Origin of the sequence: Paenibacillus sp. RC67 (genome assembly GCF_030020805.1) — a bacterium.
GTDB lineage: Bacteria > Bacillota > Bacilli > Paenibacillales > NBRC-103111 > Paenibacillus_S.
Map to the genome: position 1 here is coordinate 1,476,476 of NZ_CP125098.1, position 19,061 is coordinate 1,495,536.

The window sequence follows — 19,061 nt, forward strand, 5'->3', positions numbered from 1 at the left end:
TAATGAACTCAAAAGCAAATCAATACATTCAAAAAAAATCGGGTAAAAAATGTATCCGTTTACAGGGGGTAAGACCGTATGTCTAGAAAACAAGTATCTCTGTTGCTCGTTATGGCCGCACTAACAACTTCGTTAACCGCATGCAGCGGAGGAAAAGAAGAGAGCAAGGCTGCCGATGCTCCCGCAGTTAAACCCAAATCGAATGAACCTGTAGAACTTGTTGTTGTGTCAACCAGTGGTGATTCGGAGGATAGCTTCAACGAACGATTTGGAAACGCTATCAAATCCAAATTTCCCAATTATACTATCAAATATATCCCTTCAAAAAAAGAGTATGGGATTAAAGAAATGCTGGTTGCCGGACAACAAATGGATATTTATTTTGACTCGATCAGCTTTTTAACCGGTGGTCTTATAGGCAACGGACTTCAGTATGATATGAACGATTTGATTAAGCAGACCAAGTTCGACTTGAGTACGATGGAGCCTAGTACGGTCGATGCAATGCATAAGCTATCCGGTGGTAAAATGTACGGGATTCCCGTGTTTAACAACAATGTAGTGATGTATTACAACAAGGATATTTTCGATAAGTCCGGTGTTCCTTATCCTAAGGACGGAATGACTTGGCCAGAGTTTACCGATTTGATGAAGAAGCTGGTCCGTAATGACGGCAACAAGCAGATTGCGGGCTATGCCTCTTCGGGAACGCATGTTTTCCGGATGAATCAGCTGTCTTTGCCTTACGTGGATGAGAAGTCGGGGAATGCAACTATCAATAACGAGAAGTGGAGCAAGTTTATCGATACGGTGTTCCTGCAGCCTCAGGTTGCCGGGGGTTGGAATGATTTTGTCAAAGCGACCAATAAAGCCCCTTATACAAATGAGTTCTTCAAAACATATGAGGTAGCAACGTTTGCGTTGTTATCCTCCAGTATATTTATTGATAAAAACTTTGAAACGATGAACTGGGATATGGTATCGCTGCCGACGTTCCCAGACTTGCCGGGTGTAGGGTCACAGCCGTATCCGACCTATTTCAGCGTGACCACAAACAGTCAGCACAAAAATGAAGCGATGGACGTTATTACTTATTTGGCATCCGAAGAGGTTCAAGCCAAGCTGTCCAAGATGGGGGTCATGCCGGCAGTCAAAAAAGAAGAGATCAAAAAGATGTTCGGTACGGAGAGTAAGTTTAAGGATAAAAACTTAAAAGCGATTTTTTACAACCAATTTGCTCCGATCCCTTATAAATCGATTTATGACTTAACGCTCGAATCCCCTTATACCCAAGCAGTCACCAATGCGTTAAATGGAGATATGAATACGGCGTTACGGAGGGCGGAAGAGGAGGCTAACAAACGAATTCAGGATGCAAGAGCTAAATAAATGAAATAGGGCTGCTACAGCAGCGATATTTTAATGGGGGGTGAAATGATGAGATCGATCAGCGATACATCCTGATCTAAACACGGCTTACGAAGTAAGTTTTTCTGACGAAAACTCTAAGTTAATGCTTATGAAGCAAGTTTTCTTTAAGAAAACTCTAAGGAGGTAAATTCATGCTGAAAAATGTGAAACGTAGGCTGAAAAGAACAGGTACAGTATTGCTCAGCTGCGTCCTTGCAAGTTCATTTCTGCTCCCACTGCAATCGTTCGTAAGCCCACAACAGGCTTCTGCCGCTGGCGTCGCCAGACAAATGGAAAAGCTGGATCGTGGCTTGGTTGCCGTGAAGACGGGTACCGGCGTGTTCGTAAGCTGGCGATTGCTCGGTACGGAAGCAAGCAGCACTTCATTCAACTTATATCGAAACGGAACGAAGCTCAACAGCTCTCCGATTACTACTAGCACGAATTACCAGGACACCGGAGGCACCACTAGTTCGACCTATTACGTTCGTGCTGTGGTAGGAGGGGTGGAGCAAACGGCTTCGCCTACGGTAAGCGTGTGGGGTACCAACTATTTGACGGTGCCTTTGCAGAAGCCAGCAGGGGGCACAAGTCCTGATGGAACGGCGTACACCTACAGCGCCAATGACGCTACGGTAGCTGATTTGGATGGTGACGGTCAGTATGAAATCATTTTGAAATGGGATCCTTCCAATTCCAAGGATAATTCACAGGATGGTTATACTGGCGAAGTGTTTGTAGATGCTTACAAATTGAACGGCACACGGCTTTGGAGAATTAGTATGGGGAATAACATTCGCGCTGGGGCACATTATACGCAAATTATGGCCTACGATCTGGATGGAGACGGTAAAGCCGAAGTAGCGATGAAAACAGCTGACGGTACCAAGGACGGCACCGGCGTAGTCATCGGTAGTGCAACGGCGGATTATCGCAACTCGACAGGTCGGGTATTGTCCGGTCCCGAATTTTTGACCATCTTCCGGGGGACGGATGGGAAGGCACTCGTAACGACCAACTACGATCCTCCTCGTGGCACTGTAAGTGATTGGGGTGACAATTACGGCAACCGTGTCGACCGCTTCCTTGCTTGCATCGCTTATTTGGACGGTCAAAAACCAAGCTTAGTCATGGCTCGGGGATATTACACCCGCACAGTGCTTGTAGCCTATAACTGGCGCGGTGGCCAATTGACGAAGCTGTGGACCTTCGATTCGAATACTTCTGGCAATTCCGCTTATGCGGGCCAAGGCAACCATAACTTGAGTGTCGCGGATGTCGATGGAGATGGCAAGGATGAGATCATCTACGGCGCGATGGCTATTGACGATAATGGCGGCAAGCTCTATTCGACGGGACTAGGTCATGGAGACGCTATGCACGTAGGCGACCTAGATCCCAATCGTCCGGGCTTAGAGGTGTTCCAGGTACACGAGGATACTTCCTCTCCTTACGGATTGGAGTATCGTGATGCCAAAACAGGACAGACGATTTGGGGCGTCTACGCCGGCAAAGACGTTGGAAGAGGGATGTCCGCCGATATCGACCCTCGTTATCCTGGCGAAGAAGTATGGGCGAATGGAGGCTTGTACACAAGCACAGGCACCAAAATAGGTACAACGCTTCCATCTTCCACGAACTTCGGCATTTGGTGGGACGGAGATTTGTCCCGAGAGCTGCTGGATGACATTCGTATTGATAAATGGAACTACACCAACTCCACTACGACGAACCTCTTGACTGCAACCGGAACGGCTTCTAACAACGGCACCAAAGCGACGCCTACGCTGCAGGCGGATCTGCTGGGCGACTGGCGCGAGGAAGTAATATGGAGAACGACAGATAGCACTGCGCTGAGAATTTATACAACTACAGATGTCACTAGCACACGACTGTACACGTTAATGCATGATCCAGTATACCGGTTGGGTGTAGCGTGGCAAAATGTTGGCTATAATCAGCCTCCGCATACGAGCTATTTCCTCGGTACCGGTATGAGTACTCCGGCGCAGCCGAATATGTATACCCCTTAACTTAATAACCGTTAATAAAAAGTGCGAATTTGGCGATGATACTGCCGAGTTCGTGCTTTTTCTTTTTGTATATAAATGTGTTTGTTTGTGTTTAGTTGTATTTTGTGTTGACTAATTGTAAATTCTTAATACAATAAAAGAGCAGGGAAGTTTGGAAAAAACTATCGGGTTAGGGGAGAGGAACATGAGCGAGCAAAATTTAAGTCCTATCAAAAGGGTCATTGTGATCGGTTGGGACGGTGCAGGCAGCTTTGTTCAGCATACTTCAACGCCTTATTTGGATCAATGGATGAAGCGAGGGGCTTCAACCTTACGGGCGCAGACCGTATCACCGACGATTAGCGCACAATGTTGGGGATCGCTGCTGCATGGAGTGAGTCCGGATAAGCATATGCTGAATAATGATATAGCGGCCGACCAGCGGTATCCTGATGATTCGCCATACCCATCCTTTTTCAAATTGGCCCATGAGGCTTATCCGGGGCGCAAATTAGCGGCCTTTACATGCTGGCAACCGATTATGGACGGGATTATTGAAGAAGGTATCGGAGTACATAAAGTGTCCTTGCCCGATGTTGAGCTGGGAGAGGCAGTAGCCGAATATATAAGAAACAACCAGGATTTATATTTGTTATTTGTGCAGTTCGATTATCCGGATTATGCCGGTCACAAGTTTGGCTTTGGCACACCGGATTACCTGGAGGCCATTACGGAAACAGATCGGTTTAGCGGAAAAATATTCGACGCGATGGAAGAAGCCGGTTGGCTTGACGATAGCCTCGTTATTATTACGACGGATCACGGCGGAGGTGGCCTGAATCCTAAAGGGCATGGCAGCGATGAACCACTGGATAAGACGGTATTTTGGACTTGCGCAGGTCCAGGGATTGAGGCAGGTTCCGAGGCCCCAGAGGAGCTTGGACTTTTGGATACGGCAGCAGTTGCATGCCGAGCAATGGGTATAACCCCTCCTGTGGAGTGGGAGGCACGAGTGCCTGAAGGATGGTTTACAGCTTGATCATAAATGGAGCGAATACTAAGCTCAGATTATTGAGTTAAAAAAAGAGACTGTACCGCGAGCAGCAATTTGCTTCCGGTTACAGTCTCTTTATCGTTATTTATATACTACATCAAGGATGACTTCAAGCTCCAATGCTGCTCCTGGATCGATTCCGAGTAAGCCTGTAACTTCTGCAGGCTGGTCGATATTCGGAGCGTTGGTGACCCAAGTGTAAGGCTCAAGGCAGATGAAATCATGTGCTTCGCCCTTGGTGTAAATGACCCATTGCTTGAACAGCTTGGAGCCGCTGTAACGAATCTCAACATTTTCCTTGGACAGTACGGCCAGACACGGATGGTCGCCGATTTGGAACACAGTGTCCAGATTATGGCCCTTCAGAGTCACGCCTTCAAGGAGGGTTTCGTATTGACCGAGCGGAACGATATCCCCAGTTGGTAGGTTCGCTTCATCAAGCTGCCAAATACCGCTGACAGGCAGCGTTAGCTTCCAGTTCTCCGGCTCGCCGTCCAACAGAAACCAAGTATGAAGTCCGTAGCCGAAAGGAGCAGGTGTAGTTCCTTTATTCAGAACCTTCAATTGCTGGCTTAGACGGCTGCCCTCCAACACATAAGTGACTTCCAGCTCCAACGGATGAGGATATTGACGTTGAACGTTAGCATCGTCTGCAAGATGGATAGCAGAGGTAATGAATACCTTGCCGTCTTGTTCGCCTGAGGCAGTAACGGTCCAAGATTGGCTGCGCAGCATACCGTGAATATGGTTGCCAGTGGCATGATTCACATCGAATTGATACGATTGTCCGTTAAATTGAAAACGGCCTTCTTGAATCCGGTTCGGTGGCATCAGGATCGGTGTGCCGAATTGAACCGGCTGCTGCTCCATTTCGCCAGGGGAGGCGGGTACCCGAAGCATTTCACGCTCCAGCGTTTTATCCCAAATGCTGTAAACATTGTTGCCGAGTGCAGGGCAGATCGATACGATCAGCTTATCGTTCTCAAGGGTGTAGGCAGGTGTTCCCTGCCAGTCTATTTGCTTGATCATGAGAAAAAAGTCTCCTTTTCCGTGTAAGAATGAACGGTAGTATGTAAGGTGCTTAGCTCTTCCGCTTTATTGTATCAAAGCAGGCTCTGTCTGTCATGATGAAAAACAAGAGTTAAGCGAGAATCAATTGAGAGCGGCCTCAGCACTAAACCGCTGAGGCCGCTCTGTATTCAATCTTCCGCCATCAAGTGCCAAAATCGAAATTAGGATAAACGTACTGCGATTTGGACGGCTCGGCTTTGGCAATTTTCTCAACCTTGAGCACCATAATATCCATGTCGTTGAATTTTGTTTTTTGAATGGTGCCAGTGACAGTAACCCAGGCATCGTCGGCGAACGTGCTGGCCCTGTCATATTCAACTAACACACCGAATGGCGCCGCATCGGCGGAGCAGCATTGGATGGAGAAGCGGCCGACGACGAACTGGTTGTCTTTCATATCCTCCTGCCGGTAGACGAATCCGGTGAGCTCCATCTTTTTACCTATAAATCGATCTATGTATAAATCTACCGTTGTTAATGTCTCAAGAAATAGATCTTCCTTTACCTTGATTATGTCGGACTTATAGATTTGTTTGGCGTACTTGGCATAGTGTTCGGTAAATTTATCCGAAGGGAACATTTCATCCAAATTGGTTGAGGACGCCGCTTCGGTTTTGGGGCTTGCCGGTGTTGATGGTATTGTAGCCCCGGATGCTCCCGAGCCAGATGAAGGCGAAGGGGGCAGTGAAGCGGGAGGATTAGGCACCGCGCTGACGGCCTCTTTTTTTACACTGCTGGAGCTGCTTAAATTCATGCCTTTTTTAGCTGCAAGACTGCTTCCCATGGACGTATCCGGCAGCAGGAAGCCAAACAATAACGGAACGACGAATAATCCGTAGATGACCGTATTTTTGAGCAGAGATGAAGAGGGGGTGTGGTCGTGATCACAATCGCATTCGGCGGCTGTCCCCCAAAAGGAGCGGATTCCCAGGTACACTTGATAGACGGCAATGGCATACAGTCCGAATGCAGACCATTTAACATAATCGATCATCCGTGGAGCGATATAGAACAGGATGTTATCCGTTTTGACCAGGTACACAATATACATGGCGAATCCAAAGAGGATCGCGGATTTTATTAGGTGATGAAGGCTTAATATTCGCGGACTCACAGGGTCACGCTCCTTTATGTCAAAAATATTCGTTCGAACAGAATCGAGCATACAAATACAACAAGGATGATCAATAACGATAATTTCAGTACGAACTTGGTTTTAAAAGCAGATAGCAGCATCAGTGTGCTTTTAATATCCAGCATCGGTCCAAACACAAGGAAAGTTAGCAGCGATCCTGTAGAGAAAGTAGATGTGAAAGAGGATGCAACAAAAGCATCCGATGTCGAGCAGAGCGATAGGATGAAGCCAAGAGCCATCATAAACAAATGGGATTGGATATCGCCCTGCCCTATCGACACGAGGCTTTCACGCGATACGACGGTTTGTATCGCCGCGGTAATCATAGCTCCAAAAATTAAATATTTTCCCATATCAAAAAACTCGTCCGATGCGTGACCTAACACTCCTAAGAAACGACCTGTGACACCTGTACGGGAATGAGTATGAGCATGATGATCGTGTGTGCCGCCTTCGTGAGCATGATGATGGTCCTGATGCTTGTGATCATGGTCATGGTGGTGAGAGTGATGGTGATTATTTTCGTGTGAATGATGCCCGTGGCTAGCGGCTGAAGCCGGCAAAGAGCCGCGCAGCGGATCCGCTTTGAAAAACTTGTACACGATCAGACCAAGAGCAAGTGCTACGATGAACGCAAGCCCCATACGGGAATAAGCGATTTCTGGACGGCTGCGAAAGGCCATATACGTAGAGGCATAGACGACGGGATTAATGATCGGACCGACCAGAATAAAAACGACGGCTACATAGACGGGCATGCCCTTTTTCATCAGCCTTCGAATCACGGGGATCATCCCACATTCGCATAATGGAAATATGATGCCGACGACACAAGCAAATAAAATGCCGAGGACTGGATTTTTCGGAACAAGGCGACGAATTGTTTGCTCAGAGACGAACGTTTGGAGCAGAGCGGAGACAAGTACGCCAAGCAGGACAAAGGGAAATGCCTCTAGAATGATGCTTAAAAATAATGTTTTGAAGCTTTGCATCGCAGGGCTGCTAAGAAAGCTGAGATCCAGCGTCTGCTTTTGGGTGTAAATAAGCAAAAGCATGATAACGCATAGAAGGGCAAGTATATTGGTGCCCCAGCGCATGAGCGTAGTTTGCAATGGACATTTCTCCCTTTCTAATTCGTAATTATTATTATTATATAATATGCTGGACGGGCGGTATATAGGACAGGCGAAATACAAATTTTTCAAAAGAAATTAATGTACAAAGGGGGAGGATTGACACCGGAGGATCGTTTGTTTATGATAACAAGAAGCAAACTGCACATTATAACAAGTATAAGCAATGACAGGAGCAAGTAGACGACAACGAGTCTTTCAGAGAGCCGGTGGGTGCTGTGAATCGGTAGATAGGTGGCGTTGAATGGGTCCTGGAGCTGATAGTTGAACGATTAGGCGCACAATAGCACAAGCTGTGTAGGCTTGCAGCAGCCCTGGTCCTAGGCTGGTCCGGTTACTCTCCGTTACAAGAGCTTAAGGCTTAACTGATACGATACGTGCATACGTGTCGAAGTTAGGCAAATTAGGGTGGCACCACGGTCCTTCGTCCCTTGCGACGGGAGGGCCTTTTTTGCGTGGAAAATTGAAAATAGAACGATTCCAAGGAGGAATTCATCATGAAAAGAGTATTATCTGGCATGCAGCCAAGCGGCCTACCGACTCTCGGAAACTATATCGGAGCGATGAAAAATTATGTGGAGCTTCAGCATACGCACGACTGCTACTTTATGGTAGTAGATTTGCATGCGGTGACGGTACCCCAAGATCCAGCGGCGCTCCGCGAGCAAACGGAAGCAGTAGCTGCACTATATATCGCGGCAGGCCTCGATCCAGCCAAAGCGACCGTCTTCTTGCAATCGCAGGTTCACCAGCACGCAGAGCTCGGATGGTTGATGACTACTTTAACGTATATGGGTGAGTTGGAAAGAATGACTCAATTCAAGGATAAAGCGGAGGGAAAAGAATCCGTAGGAGCGGGCTTGTTTACTTATCCTTCCCTGATGGCTGCAGATATTTTGCTGTACAATGCCGATCTGGTACCAGTAGGTGACGATCAGAAGCAGCATTTGGAGCTGACGCGTGATTTGGCACACCGCTTCAATCAACGTTTTGGCGACACATTCACCATTCCGGATCCTTACATTCCGAAGGTTGGAGCACGGATCATGTCACTGGACGATGCCTCCAAGAAAATGAGTAAAAGCAGCACGAACCAAGGCAGCTTTATCGCTATGCTCGATGCGCCGGATGTCATTCGCAAAAAAATAAGCCGAGCCGTTACCGACTCGGGTCGTGAAGTGAAATTTGATCCTCAGAACAAGCCTGAGGTTAGTAACCTGATGAGTATTTATGCTCAATGCTCCGATAAATCCATTGCGGATATCGAAGCTCAATACGAAGGCCAAGGCTACGGACCGTTCAAAAAAGAGCTGGCCGAACAGGTTGTCGCTCATCTTGAGCCGATTCAGCAAAGATATTACGACATTCGTAAGTCAGGAGAAATTCGTAACATTTTACGCCAAGGAGCTGAGCGTGCCTCAGTGGAAGCGGAGAAAATCTTGAATACCGTCAAAGAAAAAATGGGTTTCATTCTCCGATAATCTTTAATTGCCGTTACGTCTTCTCATCCTCGCTTTGACGACGAAGCCGAAGCCGATAAAGCCGATAGATAAGATCGTGAAGAGCAGGACGAGCCAAACGTTTCCTAGACTCAGACCGAGACTGATGCAGGCTAAAAGCAAGGCTCCTACGATGGCGAAGAAGAGAGCTAGTCCTTTGTTCATGCGGGAAGCACCGCCTTTCTGAAGAGTATTTGAAAATCAAAAAACATTTTTCAAAATGAGTGAATAGTTTTTGGCGTACGTCACATAATAACTTTGCAAGCTTGCAAATACATCAAAGATATCATTCAGATTGAAAGGAGTGCTGATCATCATGGCACAAGGACAATCCGGCAACAGTAACACATTGGTAGTTCCACAAGCTTCCCAAGCTTTAGATCAATTGAAGTATGAGGTAGCTCAAGAGTTGGGTATTCAAATCCCACAAGACGGGTACTACGGTTACATGGCATCCCGTGACACGGGCGCGATCGGTGGTCACATCACTCGCCGTCTGGTACAAATCGCGGAGCAATCCCTGGCAGGTCAATTCCGTTAATCGAATGGTTGTTGATTCAACGTATCATCATAGAAGCTCAAGGAGCAATCCTTGGGCTTTTTTGTTGCATTGTTTTTAACGGCAGAGACTAAGACAGCTTGTCCGCCTCTAATAAGGAGAAAGAAATGAAAAAGGGCTGTCGCAACAGCCCTAACGAACGTCAACGATCTTAATAGAGCTATGGACTGAGAAAATACTCGTAGAAGCACCAAGCTCTTACGTGTTGACACGCAGCTTCTTCTCAAGCCTTGAATCACTCAGCCAGCCAACGTAAGAATCCAGAAAGTTCAGTTCTTTATCCATCATGACTACAGCGACAAAAGGATACTGTCTCCGGTGACGGTAACGCACATCAATCCATCGTACCTCATAGCCCCATTCGTGGTTACGCATTTCTGCGCAAGCGAAGGAAGTAAAATATAAGAAGGAGGCGATATCCTTGTGCTTTTTGGATGCATCGACAGCCGGATGAACCGCGCATGACGTTTCATCCACCCATTTAAGCTTATTATGTCTGTATTCACCGAGAACGAAATGGCCGTCCGCTTTTTTCTTAACGATTTGCCAAACATATAAATGAAAGGTTGGAATCAGGTAATAGCGATCGCCCTTTTCATAGCTGGAATCTTTTTGGTACAAATGAGACTCCAAGTAATGATGATACCACGATCTCCAAATATAATATACGGCCAAGATCATGTATAAAATTGGAAAAATGATCTCAGGTCGGACCAAATGAACGGACCACATGAATATAGCAATAAGATGGGAGATAAAAATAATCGGATCAAATATATGAATGATGTTCCAGGAAATCCATTTTTCCGAAAACGGCCTTATTGCTTGCGTCCCGTACGTATTGAACAAATCGGTAAACACATGGAACGCCACCGCGATAAATACCCACATAGCGACATGCCATAATGGGAGGCCGCGGAACCCAATCATAAGCCCCAGCGTAATAAGTGCGGTCCATATGAGAAGAGCGGGTAGAGAATGGGAGCGACCGCGGTGATTTTTAATGTAAATAGCATTGCCTTTGAGACGAAGCAGCGTATCTACATCGGGCGCTTGCGATCCCAGTACGGTTCCAATTAATACGGCAGTGGAAACGGTAGAGTCCGCTGCAACGACAGGGTCGATGTAAGCCAGTCCGGCTAACCCGAATCCTATCACTAGGTGTGTCCCGCTGTCCATGGTGTTTGTCTCCTCCTAAGAGCTTTCCAAAGGAAAGCTTTCATCGTAAGCATCAACTGAGCTTTCTGTAAGAAAGATTTAGCATAGATTTGCTTGTCTTTCTTCTTTTTTCTTGAGAAAAGCAGGCTTGAGAGCATATTATTAGTGTATCATTTTATTGTTTAAAATAAAGCAACGGGGTGAAAAAATGTCTAAAGTATTTGTTGAATATCAAATCTTACCCGCTTACACGTCAAATTATTCAATTTGGATGGCTGAAGTTCGGGCGCAATATGAAAATGTGGCGTTTTATGAAGGAAGCGATCAGCCGGGCTTGTTCGTCGAAATATGGACAGGCTTGTCGAAAGAGCAGTACATATTGTTGAAGCAAGCAAGAAGGAGAGAGGCATCAGAGGAGGGTCAGTCAGCTTTCATGAACAATCCATTCGGCCAAACGGAGTGGAATAAGCTAGATGAATGGATTAAGGGAGGAAACGAAAAGGTTCATATTTGGCATTTTGAAAAAGTAAAATAGTCCATAATATGAAGCAAGTAAATCCATGGCAACTTGAGAGCAATCGCGGTAATCTTAACATTAGCTTATATACAAGACTCAGATTTTGCTTATAGAATTAGGCATAATGGGGAATACCGCGGGGGGAATTACGGATGGAGAGGCGTAACATTTTTTGGGAGCATGTAAAGAGAAACCGATGGCCTTACCTGATGGGATTTGCATTATTGTCCATATCAAGTTTGCTGCAGCTGCTTATTCCGCTTATGCTCGGTCAATTCACAGACAAATTGCAGAATTCGACACTGACGTATAACGAGACGATGAAGTTCGCTGTCTGGATGATTGCCGTCGGTCTAGGAATCGCTTTCTTTCGTTCGACAAGCCGGATTTACTTGTTTCGCTTATCCCGAATGCTGGAAATGCGAGTAAGAGGAGAACTGTTCAACCATTGGGAGAAGCTGTCGGCGCAATATTTTAACAATCAACGGATCGGGGATTTGATGTCCCACGCTATCAGCGATGTCGGCGTTGTCCGCGAGGTAACGATGCAAGGGTATTTCAACATTATGGAGTCCATGATGCTGATTGTCATTTCGGTCATTGCCATGGTCACTTCCGTCAATCCGCTTCTGACACTGCTTACCATGCTGCCGCTGCCATTGCTAAGTCTATTGGCATATAAGTTTAACAGGCGCATTCAGCAGCAGTCGGTGGACATGCAGAGGGCCATCTCGGATTTAACTAGCCGTGTGCAGGAATTTACGGCAGGTATTCGAGTTGTAAAAGCGTTTGTGCAGGAAAAAGAGGAAAGCAAGCTGTTCACACAGGACAATCAGCATGCGGTAGACATGAACCGCAAATTCGTCAAATCCAACTCGCTGTTCGGTGCGCTGAGCTCAGGCATTGTGGGCTTTAGCTTTCTCGTATCGGTCGTGCTTGGAGGTATTATGGTGCTCAAAAACATCATTACGTTGGGCGAATTCGTTGCTTTTAATACTTATTTATCTCTCTTAATGGGACCTATCGAAAACTTAGGCAAAGTCGTCAATTTGTTGCAGCGCGGCAAAGCGTCTGAGCTTCGATTGATGGAAATTTTCAATACGCAGCCGGAAATTGTCGATGATGTCGTGGCGAAGCAGGACATTAAGGATATTGATGGAGAGATCGAAATCCGTAATCTAACCTTCTCTTATCCTGAAGCAGTTCGTCCGACATTGAAAAATATTTCTCTTAAAGTGAAAAAAGGGAGTAGTCTTGCGATTGTCGGAAGAGTCGGCAGCGGGAAGAGCACGCTGGTGCATCTGTTGGTCCGTCTGTACAATCCGCCCAAAGGAACGGTGTTCATCGACGGGCAGGATATTCATGAAATTCCGTTGCAAACGCTGCGCGGCCAAATCGGAATCGTTCCACAGGATCAGTTCTTGTTCTCTTCCACCATTCGTGACAATATCGGCTTCGATCCGAAGCCTTACACGGATGAGCAGGTAGTCGAAGCTTCCAAGGTAGCGCAGGTATACGATAATATCGTGGAATTTCCGGAGCAGTTCGATACGGCTCTCGGTGAACGCGGCATATCGTTGTCCGGAGGACAGCGTCAGCGTGTCAGCATTGCCCGGGCCATTATTAAGAAGCCTTCCATTCTTATATTCGATGACAGCTTATCGGCGGTCGATACGATCACGGAGGATTTGATTCTCGAAGGCTTGAAATCCGTGATGAACAAAAGAACGACGATAATTATAGGGCATCGGATTTCCTCTGTTCAAGGAGCGGATCAAATCGTGGTCATGGATGAAGGAGAAATCGTGGAATCCGGCTCTCATGAGAAGCTGCTTCGCCTAAATGGAATTTATGCGGATATGTACCATAAACAGCTGTTGGATCAAGAGGCGGAGCGCCAAGAAGGCCAAGAGCATGAACATTCCAAAGGCGGGCTTTTACAGAGGGGAGCAGGGGCATGAATATTCATAAAGAGAAAGACGTCAAAAATTTCAAAGACAGCCAACTGCTAACCCGGCTAATGTCTTATGCCTTACCTTACTGGAAAATGATCATGCTGTGTATCGCGCTATCTTTTCTAATTGTGGTTGCTGATTTGGCTAGACCTTATTTGATGAAAATAGCCATCGATGGTCATATTAACGGGCTGCACAAGCCAATGCTCGCGGTGGAGAACAGTCAAACCGAAAAGCTTAAGGTGTATGGGGGGGCTGAGGCCTCCTGGGATAACCGCAGCTACGTCAGGCTGGACCCAGATGCAGCGGCGAAGGCAGCGATCCCTGATGGGGTGGAAAAGAAGCAGATCGTTAATTTGGGGAACAAGGACTACATGATCTCAGGCTGGCTGCCTACACAGCAAACGGAGGTCAAGTTGGAGCAGGAGACGAACCCCACGCGCCTGAATGCGGATGGCAAGACATTTGACGCAATTCTAATGGACGAAAATGCGCTGGATGCCTTTAAAAAGCAGGATTATAGCGGTTTTACTACACTAGGAATATTGTTTCTTCTAACCGTTGTGACGGGTTCGATTCTGAATTACCTGCAAAGTAACCTGCTTCAATTTACGGGCCAAACGATCATTTTCAACATACGGCAAAAGCTGTTCAACCATTTGAGTCGGATGTCGATGTCGTATTTTGACCGCAACCCGGTTGGTCGGTTAGTTGTTAGGGTTACTCAAGATACGGAGTCGCTGAACCAACTATATTCTCAGGTTGTTGTGAACTTGGTTAAGGACGTCATCTTTTTAATCGGGACTATCGCTATTATGATGCAAATGAGTATGAAGCTCGCGCTGCTGTCTTTTGCAGTTATTCCGTTTCTAGCAGTGCTTACGTTTTGGTATCGTTCCGTTATACGGGAAGCTCAGCGTACATCGAGGGTGATCTTGTCCCGCTTGAACTCATTTTTGGCTGAGAATTTATCCGGTATCCGAATTACCCAGCTCTTTATTCGCGAACAGAGGCAGTGGGAACAGTTCGATCACCATAATACGGGATTTTACCGCGCTGGGATGAGAGGAACGATCATCAACTCGATTTTCCAGCCCGCAATTGGATTCCTGGGTAACGTCGCAATTGCTCTCTTGTTGTGGTATGGGGGGGCGAGCGTGATTGAGGGCGGGATAACTTTCGGTATCGTGTATGCCTTCACTCATTATGTCCGTCAGTTCTTCCAGCCACTTATGAGTCTTGCGGAGAAATATAACCAGATTCAGACAGCGATGGTAGGGGCGGAAAGAATCTTCGATATGCTGGACGAAAAGCCTTCCATCGTAGATGCGCCTGTCACTAAAAGCTTACCGAAGCAGATGCGCGGTGAGATTACGTTCGATCACGTATGGTTTGCCTATAATGGCGAAGATTGGGTACTAAAGGATGTTAGCTTTACGATTCAGCCTGGGCAGACGATAGCTTTCGTCGGAGCAACGGGGGCAGGCAAAAGCTCAATCATTCAGCTAATCAACCGATTTTATGATATTCAACAAGGGAGCATCCGTCTGGACGGTGTCGATATCCGGGAAATTCCGCTCGACGAGTTACGCCGCAGCATTAGTATCGTGCAGCAGGATGTCTTCCTGTTCACTGGAGATATTGCATCCAATATCCGTTTGAATAACAAGGAGATAACGGACGAGCAAATCCGCGAAGCCGCTCAAATGGTACACATTGATGAATATATCAATGATTTGCCTCAGGGATACAAGACGCCTCTTGGCGAACGCGGCGTTAACTTGTCGCTGGGTCAGCGGCAGCTGCTATCCTTTGCTCGTGCGATTGCTTTCCGACCGGAAATTCTTATTCTCGATGAGGCGACGTCGAACATCGATACGGAGACTGAGATCGTCGTGCAGGATGCGCTTCACAACATTTCTGCAGGTAGAACGACTTTGATTGTCGCTCATCGCTTGTCCACGATTCAGCATGCCGACCAAATCGTCGTTATGCACAAAGGCAAAGTGCGTGAAATCGGTAACCACTACCAGCTGTTGGCTCAACGCGGTTATTACTACCGCCTGTATGAGCTGCAGTATAAGGAGCAGAAGCCGATGCCAGCGGCGAAGTAAGAGAAAATAAATTGCTTCTTTTTTTATTATTATTCATGCATATAGAGGATCTTCTCTCCAGTTTATAAAGCCCGGCAATATGCTGGGTGAGGCCAGTGTGATGCTGTATTGCGCAAAGGCAATAACTGTTCTGCTGAATATGCGGGCGCGAAAGAGAAAATAAAGGGAATGTTAAGCAAGGCTGCTTTGAAGTCAAATTCAAGGAGCCTTGTTTTTTTATATCCGTCGGACCACATACTGCTAAAATAGAGTTCTAGTTCAAGCAACAGTCTATTGGGTAATAAAAAAATCCCCCAATCGGGGGACTCAAACCAAAAGTTTCACTCAGACCAGCGTCTCTAGATCCTTGGTACGCTGCAGCGCCTTCAATCGATTATTGACTTGCAGCTTTCTATATACATTTTTAATATGTGATTTTACGGTTTCACCTGTGATGTTCAAATGATGGCCGATTTCCTTATTCGATAATCCTTCTGCTATCAATCGCATAATTCTTTTTTCCTGCTCGGTGAGCAATTCTTTTAGTGGCTCTTTCACCGTCACATTCATAGCAAGAAGCAGCTGCTTAACATAACGTATCGAAACCGAACCGGCATTTCCGGATGGACCGCCCTGGTGTAATTTTAAATAAGCGGATAGCATGTCAGCGATCTCAGGACCTTCATCAATGAAGCTGCGGACATAGCCCTCCGGTTCCCCCAATTGTAAAGCAGTCTCCAGCCGTTGCAGAGCTGTGTCCAATTGCCCCAGACGCTGAAGAGCCATACTTTGCAGAATCAATACCTTGATTCGATCCCGCAGACGATCCTCCTCGGATAGTAACAGATACATCCGTTCCAACAGATACAGCGCATCTTCCATCCTCCAGCATACTGTAAGCACTCTAGCCAAAACTAGATGCTCTGCCAAACGACTCAGTGAAACCTCATCCGTATGCGATAAACCGCATCTTCGCAGCCAATCAAGCGAGTATTCCAATGAGCCTTGTCGAAGGGATAAATACGATTGCTCCGCATCAACTTTCAACATAAATAAATCATAATCCGGAGAATCAATCTGAGACTTCAGCTTCTGAAGCAGTTCGGAGGCAAGGCTGGCGTTCCCTTTGGCTTGTTGAATCCGCGAGGCACTGACAGCAAGATGAATCATAATCCGGGCAAAAGGCTGCACGTCCTTACGTCCGAGTGCCTGACTTACATAAAACTCTGCTTCCTCCAGCATGTTCCACTCATACAGCAATTTACTATAAGTAGCGTACAAAAAACCGACAAAAGGGTACTCTGCTTTATATTCCCAATGTTGAATCCACTTCAGCAAAAACTTATGGGCCGCATGAAGATCATTGATAAACGCCAGATGATCGTCGAACGAATCATAGCCTTGATACCTGTTACGCCCCATCGTTTGAAAAAAACTGCCCTCCGGCACATGTCGTTCAACTAACTCAAAGTATTCTGACGTCCGTACCAAGTCTTTCTGAAGATAAGAGGTGATTGCGCTGAAAAAGTAGATATTCCCCATAATCCGATTCCATTCTGCATCGGTGAGTTTCTCCTTTAGTGCTTGAAACAGGGCTCTAGCTTGCTCGACTCTTTGAAAAGCGGCTTCCCATTTGCCTACACCCAGCAATACAGAAATATAAAACATTTCGATCATAGGTTTCTCCGCAAAGCAGTCTTCCGGTAAAACGGAAACCCACTTCATCAACGCAATACTCTTGAATTGCATCAAGATGTGCAGATTTTTCTCGATCAGCCGCACGGCATCCGCATACTGTTTTCCTTCTAAAAAATGCTCTACCGCTTCTTCGTCAAATCCATGCTTCTCTAGCCAATTCGCCGCATGAATATGTGCTTGTGCCCATTTATTCGGGTTTGTTCTGTACAATATTTGTTGTAAAAATGCAGAAAGCAAATGATGATACCTGTACCAATTCCTTTGGTCGTCCAAAGGGTGGATGAATAAGTTCAGCTGTTCTAACGTTTCTAATAATGCTTGACTATTCATCTGACCTGTTACAGCCTCACACAAAGAACGGTTCATCCGGTTTAAAATCGAGGTCTCCATTAAAAATGAGCGCATGGGCTCCGATTGATGTTGAAACACTTCTTCCAGCAGATAGTCCGCAATATGGGACTGCTTACCGCCGAATTGATGAATCGACTCGGCAATATTATTGCTGCGTTTCAGCGAAATCGCTGCGAGCTGCAGCCCGCTAATCCAACCCTCTGTCTGATCATGCAGCTCCATCACCTGCTGATTCGTTAGCGATAATTCCGTAGTTTCACGAAAAAAAATAATTCCTTCATCCAGTTGAAACCTCAAATCCTGCATGATGACTTGATGAAGTTCACCTTTGGCCAGAAGCCTGGCGGTAGGAAACGCCAAATCGGATCGGCTTGCGATATATATATGAATATGAGACGGCAAATAAGAGATCAAATAAATCAGTGACTGATGAATAGCGTCAAGTTCAATGAATTGATAATCGTCGAAAATGATAACCAGTTCGCCGGGCAGACGATTCAGCTCGTTCACTAGCGCCGTAATGGCATGGCTGAAGGACAGCGAAGTTCCTTTTTCAATGAGAGGCAGAACCTCTATAGCAAAGCCGGGCACTCTTTCCTGAATGGAAGCGATAACGTAATTCCAAAACTGAGTCCAATCATTATCCTGCTTATCCAACGAAATCCACGCTACATGCGCACGGCATTGTTTCACCCATTCACACAAGGCAGTAGTTTTCCCGTAACCGGCCTGAGCGGAAACAAGCGTTAGCTTAGCGTTCATCCCTTCATCAAGATTGTTCATTAGCCTCGGTCGGGAAACCAATTTATTACGCACATGGGGAATATGAAATTTCGTACTTACAAACACTGGAATCCCTCCGAATTTTGCAAAAATGCAAGCAATCTGAAAAAAGTTCACTTGGTGATTTTTAAGTAATTTGGTATCCTTTCCAATTATACTTCATTTTCACCTCGCATGCTTATTTATGTAAAAAAAGTTGACATGGAGATGGCTTGTATGAACTTGCTTAGATAGATTGGTAAGCGTGAAAGGAGGGGCTTGCTTGGACTGTAAATTGGAGACACGTTATTAACGGCAGTTATCTTCTTTTAAAACTGATTTTGTTAAATCAATTTTAGATAGCATCAAAAATTAATGTCATTTGGCCACTGCACCTACAGAATGTGCGGCTTCTGTTAATGCAGATTCTAATTATTTCTTTCCTTTCATTCCTTTTAAAGATTTTCGTTTGCTTGCGCTCTCATTATGTCCGGGTACGAGTGCTGTTTAATGACATAAGTGGGCCGCGCTTGGATATTGGTGTTTAATATTTGTTCCTATTTCAGCTAGTATTTGTTCAGCCATCCGAGTTGCAATACCAGGTACAGAATCTAATCGTTCTATGTCTTCTTGGTCTGAGATGACTCTTTTGGC

Annotated in this window: 15 protein-coding genes and 1 other annotated feature; of the genes, 8 read left to right on the forward strand and 7 right to left on the reverse strand. The window is 46.1% G+C overall.

Annotated elements, in window-relative coordinates; all coding sequences use genetic code 11:
- Positions 1-78 precede the first annotated feature (78 nt).
- From QMA13_RS06765 to QMA13_RS06775, 3 genes are all read left to right on the forward strand, one after another.
- Positions 79-1,389, forward strand: a complete 1,311-nt coding sequence (locus QMA13_RS06765) for an ABC transporter substrate-binding protein (protein WP_282940420.1) — start codon at positions 79-81, stop codon at positions 1,387-1,389.
- 173 nt (positions 1,390-1,562) lie between these two features.
- Positions 1,563-3,443, forward strand: a complete 1,881-nt coding sequence (locus QMA13_RS06770) for a rhamnogalacturonan lyase (protein ID WP_481858140.1) — start codon at positions 1,563-1,565, stop codon at positions 3,441-3,443.
- A gap of 184 nt (positions 3,444-3,627) precedes the next feature.
- Complete coding sequence (locus QMA13_RS06775) at positions 3,628-4,461, forward strand: alkaline phosphatase family protein (RefSeq protein WP_282940422.1); 834 nt, start codon at positions 3,628-3,630, stop codon at positions 4,459-4,461.
- Between the two features lie 96 nt (positions 4,462-4,557).
- On the opposite strand, the gene QMA13_RS06780 is transcribed toward QMA13_RS06775, so the two are convergent.
- The 3 genes from QMA13_RS06780 to QMA13_RS06790 all read right to left on the reverse strand — a co-directional run bounded on the left by QMA13_RS06780 (position 4,558) and on the right by QMA13_RS06790 (position 7,794).
- Positions 4,558-5,505: an aldose 1-epimerase gene (locus QMA13_RS06780; RefSeq protein ID WP_282940424.1), complete on the reverse strand. Its 948-nt coding sequence runs from the start codon at positions 5,503-5,505 to the stop codon at positions 4,558-4,560.
- A gap of 184 nt (positions 5,506-5,689) precedes the next feature.
- A complete protein-coding gene (locus QMA13_RS06785) occupies positions 5,690-6,661 on the reverse strand; it encodes a TIGR03943 family putative permease subunit (protein ID WP_282940426.1) in 972 nt (323 codons plus the stop codon).
- 14 nt (positions 6,662-6,675) lie between these two features.
- Positions 6,676-7,794 carry a permease gene (locus QMA13_RS06790; RefSeq protein ID WP_282940427.1) on the reverse strand — a complete coding sequence of 373 codons (1,119 nt, stop codon included), beginning with the start codon at positions 7,792-7,794 and terminating at the stop codon, positions 6,676-6,678.
- Positions 7,795-7,972: 178 nt separating this feature from the next.
- Positions 7,973-8,250, forward strand: a binding site (T-box leader).
- A 62-nt stretch (positions 8,251-8,312) separates the two neighbouring features.
- Here QMA13_RS06790 and trpS point away from each other — a divergent pair.
- Positions 8,313-9,296, forward strand: coding sequence for a tryptophan--tRNA ligase (gene trpS, locus QMA13_RS06795; protein WP_282940429.1), 984 nt, complete (start codon positions 8,313-8,315; stop codon positions 9,294-9,296).
- Positions 9,297-9,299: 3 nt separating this feature from the next.
- On the opposite strand, the gene QMA13_RS06800 is transcribed toward trpS, so the two are convergent.
- On the reverse strand, positions 9,300-9,479 hold the full coding sequence (locus tag QMA13_RS06800; protein ID WP_282940430.1) for a DUF5325 family protein: 180 nt from the start codon (positions 9,477-9,479) through the stop codon (positions 9,300-9,302).
- Positions 9,480-9,630: 151 nt separating this feature from the next.
- Here QMA13_RS06800 and QMA13_RS06805 point away from each other — a divergent pair, with 151 nt between their 5' ends.
- Positions 9,631-9,855: an alpha/beta-type small acid-soluble spore protein gene (locus tag QMA13_RS06805; protein ID WP_028549480.1), complete on the forward strand. Its 225-nt coding sequence runs from the start codon at positions 9,631-9,633 to the stop codon at positions 9,853-9,855.
- Positions 9,856-10,071: 216 nt separating this feature from the next.
- On the opposite strand, the gene QMA13_RS06810 is transcribed toward QMA13_RS06805, so the two are convergent.
- Positions 10,072-11,052 carry a metal-dependent hydrolase gene (locus QMA13_RS06810; RefSeq protein ID WP_282940432.1) on the reverse strand — a complete coding sequence of 327 codons (981 nt, stop codon included), beginning with the start codon at positions 11,050-11,052 and terminating at the stop codon, positions 10,072-10,074.
- Positions 11,053-11,239: 187 nt separating this feature from the next.
- Here QMA13_RS06810 and QMA13_RS06815 point away from each other — a divergent pair, with 187 nt between their 5' ends.
- The 3 genes from QMA13_RS06815 to QMA13_RS06825 all read left to right on the forward strand — a co-directional run bounded on the left by QMA13_RS06815 (position 11,240) and on the right by QMA13_RS06825 (position 15,617).
- A complete protein-coding gene (locus QMA13_RS06815) occupies positions 11,240-11,566 on the forward strand; it encodes a hypothetical protein (RefSeq protein WP_282940434.1) in 327 nt (108 codons plus the stop codon).
- Between the two features lie 134 nt (positions 11,567-11,700).
- The gene (locus QMA13_RS06820) at positions 11,701-13,509 is read left to right on the forward strand and encodes an ABC transporter ATP-binding protein (protein ID WP_282940436.1); all 1,809 of its coding nucleotides are present in this window, start codon (positions 11,701-11,703) and stop codon (positions 13,507-13,509) included.
- Positions 13,506-15,617, forward strand: coding sequence for an ABC transporter ATP-binding protein (locus QMA13_RS06825; RefSeq protein ID WP_282940437.1), 2,112 nt, complete (start codon positions 13,506-13,508; stop codon positions 15,615-15,617). The genes QMA13_RS06820 and QMA13_RS06825 overlap by 4 nt, the downstream gene beginning before the upstream one ends.
- A gap of 324 nt (positions 15,618-15,941) precedes the next feature.
- Here QMA13_RS06825 and QMA13_RS06830 read toward each other — a convergent pair whose 3' ends face one another.
- Together QMA13_RS06830 and QMA13_RS36540 are read right to left on the reverse strand one after the other, a co-directional pair.
- On the reverse strand, positions 15,942-18,428 hold the full coding sequence (locus tag QMA13_RS06830) for a winged helix-turn-helix domain-containing protein (protein WP_282940439.1): 2,487 nt from the start codon (positions 18,426-18,428) through the stop codon (positions 15,942-15,944).
- 486 nt (positions 18,429-18,914) lie between these two features.
- Positions 18,915-19,049, reverse strand: coding sequence for a transposase (locus tag QMA13_RS36540; protein ID WP_481858207.1), 135 nt, complete (start codon positions 19,047-19,049; stop codon positions 18,915-18,917).
- Positions 19,050-19,061: the final 12 nt, after the last annotated feature.

Excerpts from the sequence above, each read along its gene's own strand:
- QMA13_RS06765 (WP_282940420.1), top strand. The coding sequence starts at position 79 with ATGTCTAGAAAACAAGTATCTCTGTTGCTCGTTATGGCCGCACTAACA.
- QMA13_RS06770 (WP_481858140.1), top strand. The coding sequence starts at position 1,563 with ATGCTGAAAAATGTGAAACGTAGGCTGAAAAGAACAGGTACAGTATTG.
- QMA13_RS06775 (WP_282940422.1), top strand. The coding sequence starts at position 3,628 with ATGAGCGAGCAAAATTTAAGTCCTATCAAAAGGGTCATTGTGATCGGT.
- QMA13_RS06780 (WP_282940424.1), bottom strand. The coding sequence starts at position 5,505 with ATGATCAAGCAAATAGACTGGCAGGGAACACCTGCCTACACCCTTGAG.
- trpS (WP_282940429.1), top strand. The coding sequence starts at position 8,313 with ATGAAAAGAGTATTATCTGGCATGCAGCCAAGCGGCCTACCGACTCTC.
- QMA13_RS06800 (WP_282940430.1), bottom strand. The coding sequence starts at position 9,479 with ATGAACAAAGGACTAGCTCTCTTCTTCGCCATCGTAGGAGCCTTGCTT.
- QMA13_RS06805 (WP_028549480.1), top strand. The coding sequence starts at position 9,631 with ATGGCACAAGGACAATCCGGCAACAGTAACACATTGGTAGTTCCACAA.
- QMA13_RS06810 (WP_282940432.1), bottom strand. The coding sequence starts at position 11,052 with ATGGACAGCGGGACACACCTAGTGATAGGATTCGGGTTAGCCGGACTG.
- QMA13_RS06815 (WP_282940434.1), top strand. The coding sequence starts at position 11,240 with ATGTCTAAAGTATTTGTTGAATATCAAATCTTACCCGCTTACACGTCA.
- QMA13_RS06820 (WP_282940436.1), top strand. The coding sequence starts at position 11,701 with ATGGAGAGGCGTAACATTTTTTGGGAGCATGTAAAGAGAAACCGATGG.
- QMA13_RS06825 (WP_282940437.1), top strand. The coding sequence starts at position 13,506 with ATGAATATTCATAAAGAGAAAGACGTCAAAAATTTCAAAGACAGCCAA.
- QMA13_RS06830 (WP_282940439.1), bottom strand. The coding sequence starts at position 18,428 with ATGAACAATCTTGATGAAGGGATGAACGCTAAGCTAACGCTTGTTTCC.